At 63.1% G+C, this 12466-nt stretch carries 11 protein-coding genes; 1 reads left to right on the top strand and 10 read right to left on the bottom strand.

All coding sequences use genetic code 11. The annotated features are described in order from the left end of the window. Positions 1–10: 10 nt before the first annotated feature. The 10 genes from J8I87_RS13185 to J8I87_RS13140 form a co-directional block, all read right to left on the bottom strand. Entirely contained in the window at positions 11–835 is an 825-nt protein-coding gene (locus J8I87_RS13185) for an alpha/beta fold hydrolase (protein WP_209931889.1), read from the bottom strand. A gap of 250 nt (positions 836–1085) precedes the next feature. After that, positions 1086–2309 carry a dienelactone hydrolase family protein gene (locus J8I87_RS13180; protein ID WP_209931888.1) on the bottom strand — a complete coding sequence of 408 codons (1224 nt, stop codon included), beginning with the start codon at positions 2307–2309 and terminating at the stop codon, positions 1086–1088. Between the two features lie 77 nt (positions 2310–2386). Beyond that, complete coding sequence (locus J8I87_RS13175; RefSeq protein WP_209931902.1) at positions 2387–4024, bottom strand: AMP-binding protein; 1638 nt, start codon at positions 4022–4024, stop codon at positions 2387–2389. Positions 4025–4090: 66 nt separating this feature from the next. Then, positions 4091–4489 (bottom strand): RidA family protein, encoded by a 399-nt coding sequence (locus tag J8I87_RS13170; protein ID WP_209931887.1) that lies wholly within the window; start codon positions 4487–4489, stop codon positions 4091–4093. Then, positions 4486–4929: a thioesterase family protein gene (locus tag J8I87_RS13165; RefSeq protein WP_209931886.1), complete on the bottom strand. Its 444-nt coding sequence runs from the start codon at positions 4927–4929 to the stop codon at positions 4486–4488. The genes J8I87_RS13170 and J8I87_RS13165 overlap by 4 nt, the downstream gene beginning before the upstream one ends. Continuing rightward, positions 4926–6131, bottom strand: a complete 1206-nt coding sequence (locus tag J8I87_RS13160) for an acyl-CoA dehydrogenase family protein (RefSeq protein WP_209931885.1) — start codon at positions 6129–6131, stop codon at positions 4926–4928. Before J8I87_RS13160 ends, J8I87_RS13165 begins: the two co-directional genes overlap by 4 nt. A gap of 1 nt (position 6132) precedes the next feature. Beyond that, on the bottom strand, positions 6133–6984 hold the full coding sequence (locus J8I87_RS13155) for an enoyl-CoA hydratase family protein (RefSeq protein ID WP_209931884.1): 852 nt from the start codon (positions 6982–6984) through the stop codon (positions 6133–6135). 43 nt (positions 6985–7027) lie between these two features. Continuing rightward, positions 7028–7594: a MarR family winged helix-turn-helix transcriptional regulator gene (locus tag J8I87_RS13150; protein ID WP_209931883.1), complete on the bottom strand. Its 567-nt coding sequence runs from the start codon at positions 7592–7594 to the stop codon at positions 7028–7030. Further along, positions 7591–8370, bottom strand: coding sequence for an SDR family NAD(P)-dependent oxidoreductase (locus J8I87_RS13145; RefSeq protein WP_209931882.1), 780 nt, complete (start codon positions 8368–8370; stop codon positions 7591–7593). Before J8I87_RS13145 ends, J8I87_RS13150 begins: the two co-directional genes overlap by 4 nt. Then, positions 8370–10742: a bifunctional salicylyl-CoA 5-hydroxylase/oxidoreductase gene (locus J8I87_RS13140; protein ID WP_209931881.1), complete on the bottom strand. Its 2373-nt coding sequence runs from the start codon at positions 10740–10742 to the stop codon at positions 8370–8372. Before J8I87_RS13140 ends, J8I87_RS13145 begins: the two co-directional genes overlap by 1 nt. Positions 10743–11039: 297 nt before the next feature. Between J8I87_RS13140 and J8I87_RS13135 the strand changes: the two genes are divergently transcribed. Then, positions 11040–12466 (top strand): DNA-binding protein (locus J8I87_RS13135; RefSeq protein WP_209931880.1); only part of this gene is annotated, 1427 nt, incomplete at its 3' end.

The following is a 12466-nucleotide window of genomic DNA, read 5'->3' as shown; positions in this document are numbered from 1 at the left end:
AGGACTACAGCTATGCCGAACGGAATGTGGAATTCGCGGGTTTCGTCTCATTGATTTCACTTGGCGATACATACGTCGTCAGGTCGGCGTCGCCGACTGTGTTTTGAACATCTTCCCTAGGCAATTCCGCATATGTCGCACCCGAAATTAGCCTCGTCAGCTCGCGAGAATGCACGGGCGCTATCATATGGTCGTGCGTGCACCCAATTGCCAGCGTCGGACATTTAATTCGAGTTGCGTACTCGCGGGCGTTCAGATTCAGATCCAATTCGACCTGTCGTAGCATTCCTTCCCACCGATTTCCCGTCACGATCTGATCAACGATCTCGCGCAACTCGGCGTGGGGTTGCTTTGAAATCCATCCAGGACTGAAGCCAGTCAGTATGATGAGTTCGGCGGCGGCGCGCCGGTCATTCGCGATCAGATTTCGCCACAGGCCAAACTGAAGGTTCAAGCGTGGGTCTTGTGACGATGCAAACCCGGCCAGCAGGATGAGCCGTCGCACGCGTGCCGGATAGTGAGCTGCAATGCAGGTGGCGACAGCTGCGCCAAGCGAGAACCCGACGAGGTCAAAGGTGCGCGATTCCGTTTCGTCGGCGATGGCAACTATTTGCTCGGCGAGTTTTTCCAGCGTAAGAGGCGCACCGTCGTCTTGTGTTGCGCCAGAACCGGAGTAGTTGGGGCGAATCACCCGACGCCCTTCCGAAAGCTTCGGTACCAGATGTCCCCAATTGGCGTCGGCATTGCCGCCTGTTCCATGGACCAGTACAAGCGGCGGCCCAAATCCGTCCACAAAATATTCGATCTCGTCGGCGGTTGATTTTAGCGTCGGCATCAAACGTATCCTCGCAATACATGATGATGCCAATAATCTAAAGTCTGACAGTCCCGTCAAAGTCAAGCACTTTCACGCGGTGAAGGCCGGATCAACGAAACGTTCCCGCTCGCAGTCTGGCCTCGCGTAGCGGGGCGGGGATAAATCACAAACCCAATATTGACCAGACTCTTTCATGCGGCTGCCGGGTCCATGTAGGTGTCAGCGAGCCGCATTGCGATCTGTCGTGCAAACGGCTCGCCCAACTGCTTTATGCCGACCACTTCCCGCCCATCAACCGGTTCGACGGCAGCTTTTCGTCGAGCAGTTTGCGCGCGCTTTCGATGCCCGCCACCGGCAAGCCCTTCGGATCGAGCAAGCCCACTTGCACGAGCACGGACGCCTGATCCCAATAGATGTGCTCGTTATAAAGCTTGTCGCCGCGAAAGCACACGACGGCGAGCATCGGCACCTCGAAGTATTTGCCCGTCGGCGCAACGCCCGGCAGCAGCCAGTCGATCTCGCAGCTATGCGTGCAGGCAAAGATGAATTCGTCGACGATGCGATCGGAACCGATGGTTCGGGAAATCGGAATCAGCTTCGTGTCGGGTGGATTCGAGTTGACGAAGTGATTCGTATAGAAGTGCTTCAGGTTGTCGTAGCCGACGCCGCCCGTCATCGTGGGCACATGATTGACGTAGGGTTGCGCGACCATTGTCGGCATCACGGCTTCGACGTCGCGCGTTGCAAACTCGAAATAGCAATGCTGTTCCCACAGCGTATTCAGATCGTAGATGGGACCGAGCACCTTGCGCAGCAGCGCGAGCGTTCGCGAATACGCCATCATCGCGGCTGGTTTATCGTATTGCGGGCGCGCCGGTGACGCGAACGCATGATCGCAGCCGGGATACACGTACTGCTCGATGTTCGAATGTGTGCGAAGCGCGGCCATGATCTGCTCGCGCACGGGCGGCGGACAGTACGAATCGTTTTCAGGGAAGTGAAAGACCATCGGGCAGCGAATGTTCTTCGCTTCATTCAGATGCGCTTCGAGCCCGACGCCGTAATAACTGACGGCACAATCGACATCCGTGCGCGCTGCCGCGAGCATCGCGAGCCTGCCGCCAAGGCAATAACCGATCGTGCCGACTTTGCCCGCCTGTTCCGGCAACGCGCGCAATACGTCGATGGTCGCGGCGATATCGTCGACGGCGCGATCGGCGTCGAACTTCGAATAGATGTCGAGCGCGCGCTTCATGTCTTCATCGTCATAGCCGAGTACGATGTTCGGCTGGATGCGCCAGAAGAGATCGGGCACGAGCACGACATAGCCTTCTTCGGCGTAGTGGTCGGCTGTTGCTTTCAGATAATCGTTGATGCCGAAGATCTCTTGCAGCAGCACGAGGCCCGGCCCGGACCCCTGCGCCGGACGCGCAATATACGCATTGAAACGGCCGCCATCGCGAGCGGCGACTTCAATAAAGGAACCGGCCATGAAAAATGCTCCTCGATAACAGGACGACGGGGACTGCGCGTGTCTGCGTTCGCCGCTATCGGGCGCAGCGGAGCGGGCTACATCGCACGCAACGCGAACCGCTTGACCTTGCCGGTTTCAGTGCGAGGCAGCGCGTCGATGAACGCGACGACGCGCGGATATTTGTACGGCGCAACGGTATTCTTCACGAATTCCTGCAACTCCGCGACCAGTTTCTGATCCGCGACGTAGCCGGCATTGAGCACGACAAACGCCTTCACGATCTGCCCGCGTGTTTCGTCGGGCACGCCGATCACGCCGCATTCGGCGACGGCCGCGTGCTGCATCAGCACGCTTTCCACCTCGGGGCCCGAGATGTTGTAGCCGGCGGACACGATCATGTCGTCGGCGCGCGCCTGGTAGAACACGTAACCATCCGCGTCGATATAGACGGAATCGCCCGGCAGATTCCAGCCGTCGCGCACGAACTTGCGCTGCCGCTCGTCGGCAAGGTAACGGCAGCCCGTCGGGCCGCGCACCGCGAGTTTGCCGATGGTGCCCGCGGGCACGGGGTGCATGTCGTCGTCGACGGCCTGCACGAGATAGCCGGGCACTGCTTTGCCGATCGAATGCGGCCGCACGTCCTGACCTGCCGACGAGACGAAGATATGAATCATCTCGGTGCCGCCGATGCCGTCGATCATCTCGATGCCGCTCGTTTCCCGCCATAGCACACGTGTCGAATCGGGCAGCGCTTCACCGGCGGAGACGGTCTTCTTCAGCGAGGAAATGTCGAAGCGCGGGATCAGCGGCGCCATCTGACGATAGAACGTCGGCGCGGTGAACATGATCGTCGCGTGAAAGCGTTCGACGTTTTGCAGCAGCGTTTCGGGCGTCTGCTTCTCGATCAGCACCGTCGATGCACACGCGCGCAGCGGAAAGCACAGCAGGCCGCCAAGCCCGAACGTGAAGGCGAGCGGCGGCGTGCCGCAGAAGATGTCGTCGGCTGTGGGCTCGAGCACGTGGCGCGGGAACAGATCGCACATCGCAATGACGTCGCGATGGAAATGCATGCAGCCCTTCGGCGCACCTGTCGTGCCGCTCGTGAAGGCGATCAGGCACACATCGTCGGCGGCCGTGTCGCAGGCGTTGAATTCAGCCGGTTTTGACGCGGCCAGCGATTCGAGTGAACCCGCTGCGTCGTCGTGAAAGAACATCGTCTGCTTCAGACCTTCGCAATGGAATTCGTCGCCTTGCCTCGTGCATCGTGCGAGCTCTTCCGTCAGCCGTATATCGCACAACGCCGCGCCGATGTGCGCCTTGTCGATGATCTGCTTGAGTTCCTTCGCGCGCAGCAGCGGCATGGTCGGCACGACGACGAGGCCCGCTTTCAACGCCGCGAGAAACGCGACGGCCATCTGCAATGTATTAGGCCCGCGCAACAGCACGCGATTGCCCGGCTGCAAACCCATTTCATCGACCAGCACGTGCGCGCTGCGATTGACCATCGCCAGCAAGTCGCCGTATGTGGTCGCGTGCGGCTTGCCGTCGATGTCCGACCAGATCGCGGGCCGGTCGCGGTGGCCGTTTTCGACGGCGCGATCGAGCAGTTCAGTTGCGCAGTTCAAACGCGCCGGATACGCAACGTCGGGATTGTCGAGCAGAATGACGGGCCATTGATCCTGCGGCGGCAAGTTGTCGCGCGCGAAGGTATCCACATGAGCTGACGGTTCCATCATGAAACTCCCCTGCTAGTCGTGTGTGATGTGCGGGATGGTTGGGTCTGCGCGATGCGTGCAGGACTAGTCGGTAATCACGGCCGTCGCTTCGATCTCGACTTTCGCGTCATCCTCGATCAGCGCGACGACCTGCACTGCGCTCATCGCAATGTCGTAGTCGCCGATCAACTCACGAAACGTCTGGCCGATCTCCTTGAGCGCCGCCAGATACTCGCGCTTGTCGGTGACGTACCACGTCATGCGCACGAGATGCGCGGGCTTGCCGCCCGCTTCGTGCAGCACGGCGAGCACGTTGCGTAGCGCCTGCGCGGCCTGCTCGGCGAAGCGGTCGCTCGTCATGCGCGCCTCTTCGTTCCAGCCGATCTGTCCGGCGATGTACACCTGCGTGCCGTTCGCTGCGACACCATTCGCGTAGCCTCTCGGCTTGACCCAGCCCGCAGGCAGAAGCGGTCTTTTCTTCATGAGCGTTGCTCCTCGGATTGAACGGCGTGCGGCGCGAATGCAGCGAGCGCCGTGGCGATGTCGTCGGGAATTTCGATCGACCGACCGCTATCCAGCGATGTCGTGACCAGCACCTGTGTTGCGCGAAAGCGCACTTCATCGGCGCAGCGCGCGACGATGTCGATGGCGATCGAACGCCTGCCGATCCGCGTCGCGCCCAGCGACAGCGTGATCGTTTCGCCCATGCGGCTCGGCCGCGAGAACTCGCAGTCGAGCTTGACGATCGGCAGGCCGACGCGGCGTGTCTGGATCATGTGCGCGTAGTCGATCGCGAGCCGTTCGTTGAACCACTCTTCGACGAGCATGTTCGTCATCACCAGATATTGCGGAAAGTAGACGATGCCCGCCGGATCGCAATGCGCGAAGCGGATGCGCATGGGCATGTCGAACGTGGCGCTCATGACGTGCGCTCCTGCTCCAGCATCGCCGCATGCGCTTTAAGCAGATCGCGGCCGACGATCAACTGCTGCACTTCCGTCGCGCCTTCATAGATGCGCAGCGCGCGAATCTCGCGATACAGCCGCTCGACGGTCGTGCCGCTTTGCACGCCCATGCCGCCCCACAACTGCACGGCCGCGTCGATCACCTGCTGCGCGCCTTCGCTTGCATGCCACTTCGCCATCGCGGCTTCGCGCGTGACGCTTTCGCCCTGATCGCGCAGCCACGCGGCGCGATAGACGAGTAGCGCGCTGCTGTCGATGGTCAGCGCCATTTGCGCGAGCTTCGTCTGCGTCAACTGAAAATCCCCGAGCGTCTGGCCGAACATCTGGCGCGACGCGGCGCGCGCGAGGCCTTCCTGAAGCGCGCGCCGCGCGAAGCCCAACGATGCAGCCGCCACCGATGTACGAAAGATGTCGAGCGTGCGCATCGCGATCTTGAAGCCTTCGCCGGGCGCGCCGAGCATCTGGCTGCGCGGCACGCGCGCGCTCGCAAAATGCAGGCGGGCAAGCGGATGCGGCGCGATCAGGTCGATGCGTTCAGCAATCTGCAGACCGGGCGTGTCGGCATCGACGATGAATGCGCTGATGCCGCGCGCGCCCGGCGCTTCGCCCGTTCTTGCGAATACGACGTAGAAGTCCGCGATGCCGCCGTTCGAGATCCACGTCTTTTCGCCGTCGAGCACATAGAAGTCATCTTCGGCACGCGCCTGCAACGCCATCGCGGCGACATCCGAACCGGCCGCGGGCTCGGACAATGCGAACGCGGCGAGTGCTTCGCCCGTTGCGACACGCGGCAGATACCGCGACTTCTGCTCATGCGTGCCCGCCAGCGAGATCGCACCGGAACCGAGCCCTTGCATCGCGAGCGCGAAGTCGGCGAGGCCCTCATGCTTCGCAAGCGTTTCGCGCAACAGACAGACGGCGCGCGTGTCGATCGTGTCGCCGTGCCCGCCGTATTGCGTGCCGCCGACGCCATACTTCAGCCAGCCCGCTTCACCCAATGCGCGGACCAGTTGCCGGCAGGTCGCATCGACATCGTCGTGCCGCACATCCTGGAGATGCTGTGTCGCCCACGCGTCGATACCTTCGGCGAGTTCGCGATGACGCGCTTCGAAGAATGGCCAGGCCAATGCGCTGTGCGGATCGTGATGGTTCGAAGCCAATTCAGTCTCCTTCGAACACGGGGCGCGACTTCGCCGCAAACGCGCGATACGCGCGCTCGAAATCGCGTGTCGTCATGCAGATGGCCTGCGCTTGCGCTTCGGATTCGATTGCTTCGTCGATGCTCATGCTCCATTCCTGATGCAGCATTTTCTTCGTGACACCGTGCGCGAAAGTCGGCCCCGCAGCGAGATCGGCGGCGAGCTTCAGTGCATCGTCGAGCAGCGCTTCGGGCGCGCACAGGCGGTTGTAGAAGCCCCACGCGCGGCCTTCGTCGCCGCTTGCGGAGCGGCCCGTGTACAGCAGTTCGGCGGCGCGGCCCTGGCCGATGATGCGCGGCAGGATCGAGCATGCGCCCATGTCGCAGCCTGCAAGGCCCACGCGTGTGAAGAGGAACGCGAGCTTGCTGCGCGCGGTCGCGAGACGCATGTCGGAGGCCATCGCGAGAATCGCGCCGGCGCCGGCGCATACGCCATCGACGGCCGCGATGATCGGCTGCGGGCAATGCCGCATCGCTTTCACGAGATCACCCGTCATGCGCGTAAAGAGCAGCAGTTCAGGCATCGGCAGGTCGATCAGCGGGCCGATGATGTCGTGCACGTCACCGCCCGAGCAGAAGTTCTCGCCCGCGCCGTGAATCACGACAGTTTTCACATCGGTTGCGTAAGCGAGCTGTCTGAACAGGTCGCGCAGTTCCGCGTACGATTCGAACGTCAGCGGATTCTTGCGCTCCGGACGGTTCAGCACGACGGTCGCGACGCCCGCATCGACGGACCAGCCGAAGTGCTTCGCCTCGTATGCGGCGAGCGTCGTGCGATTGCCGGCCAGCAGGGCGTCGGCAGCGGATCGGGTCATCGTTGTCTCCTTCCTGTATGCGATTTTGCGCGCCATTGGCTGATCAGGCGGACTCGCTCTTGATCGTGTTCAGCAAATGCTGCTTGAGCTTGCCGAGCTTTTGATGCGTGCGCGATTTCTCGTCCAGATCGAGGCCGCCGAACATTTCGACGACCCATTGCTCATGCGCGACGGCCATTCTGTCGAACAGCGCGCGGCCTTCCGTCGTGAGGCGCACGCTGGTCGAGCGGCGGTCGTTCGGATCGGTGTCGCGCGCGACGAGCCCTTCCTTTTCGAGTTGATCCGTAATGCCGGTGATGTTGCCCCCCGTTACCATCAGACGGCGCGACAGCTCGGTCATCTTCAGCCCTTCGGGATGACGCTCCAGTTGCGCCATCAGATCGAAGCGCGGCAGCGTCGTATCGAACTCGTTGCGCAGACGCCTGCGCAATTCCGCCTGCACGAGGTTCGTCGCCGTCAGCATGCGCAGCCACAGACGCAGTCCCATGTGGCTGTCCGCGCCCGTGCTCATTTCGAGGTCCACGACGTTCTCCGCGGGTTTCGCGATGCCTTTGCGCGCCGGTTTCGATTCGCCGGCATCGGTGGTTTTCTTCTTTGCAGCGTTGCTCATGTGACTTCTCCGCCTGAAACGGAAACCGATTGACCTGTGATGGATTCGGAGCCCGGCATGCATAGCCACAGCACCGCATTTGCGACTTCGGCGGGCGCAACGAAGCGCCGTTGCGGGTTGTGGCGCACGAGGATGTCGCGCGCTTCCTGTTCGCTGCGCGACGTCTTCGCGGTGATCTGGTCGAGCGATGCGCGCAGCAGTTCCGTTTCCGTATAGCCGGGGCACACGGCGTTGACCGTGACGCCCTTCGTCGCGACTTCGAGCGCGAGCGAGCGCGTGAGTCCGATCACGCCATGCTTTGCCGCGCAATACGCGGCGACATACGCATAGCCGATTTGTCCCGCCGTGCTCGCGACGTTGACGATGCGGCCGTAGCCCCGTTCGAGCATCGACGGCAACACGGCGCGCGTGCACAGAAACACGCCCGTCAGGTTGACGTCGAGCATGCGCTGCCAGAGCGCCATGTCCGTGTGCGCGAACGGCGCGGCCTGCGCCTGGCCCGCGTTGTTGACGAGCAGATCGACAGGACCGGCATTCGATGCGGCTTCAGAAAATGCGTTGTTGACCGCGCTTTCATCGCACACGTCGACGCTGATGCAGGCGGCGATGTCGCCGTGCTCGCTCAATAGTTCGCGTTGCGCAGCGAGGCGTCGCGCGTCGCGGCCCATCAACGTGACGCGCGCGCCCGCGCGCACCAGGGCTTGCGCCGTTGCGGCGCCGATGCCGCTGCCGCCGCCCGTCACGACGGCATGCTTTCCCGCCAACGATGTATTCATCAAACCGTTCCCTCCGCGCGTTGCGCGCGTTGGAGCGGCGACAGACGCGCATTTTCGGCGGCCAGCGCGCGCTCGCGTTCGTAGTTGCGTTCGAGTTGCGACTTGGCCGCCGTGTATTGCTTCGGCCAGTTGACGTCGAAGTAGCCGATCTTCGCGGCTTCGTTCAGCGTCCACGACGGGTTCGCCAGATGCGGACGCGCAATCGCGCACAGATCCGCGCGGCCCGCGGCGATGATGCTGTTCACGTGATCGGCCTCGGAGATCGCGCCGACTGCGATCGTCGCGATGCCGGCTTCGTTGCGGATGCGATCGGCGAACGGCGTCTGGAACATGCGGCCGAACACGGGCTTTTCGTCCTTGCTGACCTGGCCCGACGACACGTCGATCATGTCCGCGCCCGCGGCCTTGAAGGCACGCGCGATCTCGACGGCGTCGTCGGGCGTGGTGCCGCCGTCCACCCAGTCGTGCGCGGAAATTCGCACCGACATCGGCTTGTCTTGCGGCCACACCTTGCGCATCGCGGCAAAGACTTCGAGCGGATAGCGCAGACGATTCGCGAGCGAGCCGCCGTATTTGTCGGTGCGATGATTGGTGAGCGGCGAGAGGAAGCTCGACAGGAAGTAGCCGTGCGCGCAGTGCAGTTCGAGCCAGTCGAAGCCCGCTTCCGCGGCCATTTCCGTCGCGCGCACGAATTGCGCTTCGATTTCGCGCAGTTCGTCATGTGTCGCTTCGCGCGACCATTGGCTCACGCCGCGCAGATACTGTTGTGGCGAAGCCGATACCAGCGGCCAGTTGCCGTCGGGCAACGGCTGATCGATGCCTTCCCAGCTCACGCGCGTGGAAGCCTTCGCGCCCGCGTGGCCGAGCTGCATGCCGATCTTCGCGTCGCTTTGCGCGTGCACGAACTGCACGATGCGCCGCCACGCGGAGAGATGCGCGGGCGCGTACATGCCCGGGCATCCGGGCGTGATGCGCGCTTCGGGCGACACACAGGTCATTTCTGTCATCACGAGCGCTGCGCCGCCCATCGCGCGCGCGCCGAGATGCACCAGGTGATAATCGCCCGCTACGCCGTCGACGGCTGAATACTGCGCCATCGGCGAAACGACGACGCGGTTCTTCAACGTCACGCCGCGCAATTTGAATGGCGTGAACATGGGCGGAACGGAATGCCGGGCGGGCTCGCGCTCAATGCCCGCGCGTGCGGCGAGCCAGTCTTCAAATGACGACAGATAATCGGCATCGCGCTCGCGCAGGTTCTCGTGCGAGATGCGCTGCGAGCGCGTGAGCAGCGAATAAGCGAACTGTTGCGGCTCGAACGACGCGTAGCGGTCGACATGCTCGAACCATTCGGTCGAATTGCGCGCGGCGTTCTGGATGCGCAGCACATCGACGCTGCGCACTTCCGTGTAGTGCGCGAGCGCTGCCGCGAGGTCGTGCGGATGCGCGTCGATGCTGTTCGCGAGTTCGATTGCGTCTTCAAGCGCGAGCTTCGTGCCGGAACCGATCGAGAAGTGCGCGGTATGCGCCGCGTCGCCCATCAGCACGACGGGCACGCGCTTGCCGTCGGCCTGCGTTTTCCAATGCACCCATTCGCGATTGACGACGCGCGGAAAGCGGATCCATTGCGACGACCCGCGCAGATGGCTCGCGTTCGACATCAGCGCATTGCCGTCGAGATACTTCGCGAACAGCCGCTCGCAGAACGCGATGCTGTCCTCCTTGCTCATCTCGTCGAGGCCCGCCGCGCGCCACACGCGCTCTGGCGTTTCGACGATGAACGTCGACGTCTGATCGTCGAAGCGGTATGCGTGCGCCTGGAACCAGCCCCATTCCGTTTTTTCGAACGCAAACGTGAAGGCGTCGAAGAGCTTCTTCGTGCCGAGCCACACGAAGCGGCAGTCGCGCATGTCGATGTCAGGCTGATAGGTGGCCGCGTACTTCTGGCGAATTGCGCTGTTCAGGCCGTCGCTGGCGATGATGAGATCGGCGTCGTAGTCGTCGTCGTTGGAGACCTGGGTTTCGAACACCAGCTTCACGCCGAGTTCTTCGCAGCGCTCCTGGAGGATGTTCAGAAGGCGCTTGCGGCCGATGCCACAAAAGCCATGTCCCGACGAACGCACTTGTGCGCCGCCAAAGTTGATTTCGATGTCGTCCCAGTGATTGAACGCATCGAGGATCATGTCGGCGCTTTTTGTGTCGGCGGCGCGCAGGTTGCCGAGCGTCTGGTCGGAAAATACGACGCCCCAGCCGAACGTGTCGTACGGCCGGTTGCGCTCGACGACGACGACTTCGTGCGCCGGATGACGCCGTTTCATCAACAGCCCGAAATACAGACCGGCCGGGCCGCCGCCAATGCAGACGATGCGCATGCTGACTCTCCACCTTGAGGGTTCGGCTTTACTTTAGGTTTTGATAGTTTAGATGTCAAGTAAATTGTCCGGCGGCTGCGGTGGAGTTGCGCGTTGATTCGTATGATCTAGGTTCGTCAGGGAGCGGCCAGGCGCAATGACGAGCTTCACCGCTTAGGGTCGACGTCGTGCCGCCGCCGCGAAATGCTTGCGGGATGCCCCTCGGCGCGCGCGGCTTCCATCGCGGAAGCCGCCGATCGTAGTAACGTATCGGGAAATTTTTTCTTTCGCCCGGCCCGAATGATCTTTGAGGCGCTTATGTCCATAGACGCAGACACGATTACCGATGAACAGGTCGCCGCAATTGCAGACCGGATGACCGATGAAGGCCGTACTGTCTCTCCTGTGACCGTCTGGTCGGAGGTTCGCAGCGGTTCGATTGTCGCGGTCGCCGCCGCCTTGCAGCGCTGGCGGGACGCGCGGCAGCCGCAGATGCCTCAGGCGTCGAACCAGCCGGCCTTGCCCGGCGAACTGGCCGAAACGCTGATGAACGTCGCGCACCGGATCTGGGCGGCCTCGCAGGACGATGCGGAGCGGTTGCTCGGTGAGGGACTCGGCGTCATGACCCGGCAGCTTGACGTCGCGATCAGGGAACGGGACGAGGCGTTGGCCGAATATCAAAAGACAGGGGAACAGGTGGAAACGGGGCGCGAGCGCTTGAATGATTTGACCAACGACTTGCATGCGCTGGAAGATTCCTCCGCGCGCACGCGGACAGAACTTGCGTCGCAGACGTTGCGCGCCGAGGCGGCCGAAGCGAGAGCCGCGGAATTCGGGCAGCGCGCGTCGGAAGTCGAGGCCAAACTGGCGGCCGCGATGGCGTCGCTCGAGGATCAGCATCGGGCGAACGAATGGCTGGCCGCGACGGTTTCCAGCAAGAACGATGAAATTGCGCGGATCGCCCGGGAACGCGACGATGCGCAGCGGCAGATCGCGACGCTCGACGAGGCTTGCAACGCGAAGGCCGAGGAAGCGGAGCGATGGTCTCAGGAGGCGGGCGCGGCTGCGTCGCGCGCTGAAGCCGCGACGGCGGAAGCGGGCGAGCGCGCCGCGCATGCTGCCACGCTGGAGGCGGAGCTTGACGAGGCGCGTGTCGCGCTCGCGACGGAGCGCGAGGCGGCGGCGGTGCGGACCGACGAGACGTTGGCGCTGCGCGCAGACCTGGAGCGCGTCACGCGCGAACTCGAAGAGGCCCGCACGCGGATTGATGCGATGAGCGCCGCGCAGACGGCGGCTGGCGCTGAACTCGCGCGCGTTGGCGACGAAGCATCAGCGCAGAAGCACCGCGCGGACGCGGCTGAACAACGTGCGGTTCAGGCGGAGCAGAGCTTGGCGGCGGAGCGCGAGACGGCGGCGGCGCGCGCTGAGGAGTTGCAAGGCGTCACGCGAGAGCTGGAAGAATCGCGGGCGCAGGTCAATGCGCTGATGGAAGCGCAGACGGTTGCGAGCGCCGAATTGGCGCGCGTCACGCAGGACGCATCCGCCGCGAAGGAGCGGGCGGATACGGCGGAGCGGCGTGCAGCCGAACTGGAACAGACCTTGGCCGTGGAGCGCGAGGCGGCAACCGCGCGGCGCGACGAGGCGTCGGCGCAACTCAACGAACTGCAACGCGTCACGCGCGAATTGGAAGAATCAAATGCACAGGTCAACTCGCTGACGGAAGCGCAAACGGCAGCCACTGCCGA

The organism is Paraburkholderia sp. LEh10 (assembly GCF_017814945.1).
GTDB lineage: Bacteria > Pseudomonadota > Gammaproteobacteria > Burkholderiales > Burkholderiaceae > Paraburkholderia.
The sequence above is the reverse complement of the archived record's forward strand: the minus strand, read 5'-3'. Positions and strand labels throughout refer to the sequence as shown.

Coding starts and splice junctions, on each gene's coding strand:
- J8I87_RS13185 (WP_209931889.1), bottom strand. CDS start 835: ATGCCGACGCTAAAATCAACCGCCGACGAGATCGAATATTTTGTGGAC.
- J8I87_RS13180 (WP_209931888.1), bottom strand. CDS start 2,309: ATGGCCGGTTCCTTTATTGAAGTCGCCGCTCGCGATGGCGGCCGTTTC.
- J8I87_RS13175 (WP_209931902.1), bottom strand. CDS start 4,024: ATGGAACCGTCAGCTCATGTGGATACCTTCGCGCGCGACAACTTGCCG.
- J8I87_RS13170 (WP_209931887.1), bottom strand. CDS start 4,489: ATGAAGAAAAGACCGCTTCTGCCTGCGGGCTGGGTCAAGCCGAGAGGC.
- J8I87_RS13165 (WP_209931886.1), bottom strand. CDS start 4,929: ATGAGCGCCACGTTCGACATGCCCATGCGCATCCGCTTCGCGCATTGC.
- J8I87_RS13155 (WP_209931884.1), bottom strand. CDS start 6,984: ATGACCCGATCCGCTGCCGACGCCCTGCTGGCCGGCAATCGCACGACG.
- J8I87_RS13150 (WP_209931883.1), bottom strand. CDS start 7,594: ATGAGCAACGCTGCAAAGAAGAAAACCACCGATGCCGGCGAATCGAAA.
- J8I87_RS13145 (WP_209931882.1), bottom strand. CDS start 8,370: ATGAATACATCGTTGGCGGGAAAGCATGCCGTCGTGACGGGCGGCGGC.
- J8I87_RS13140 (WP_209931881.1), bottom strand. CDS start 10,742: ATGCGCATCGTCTGCATTGGCGGCGGCCCGGCCGGTCTGTATTTCGGG.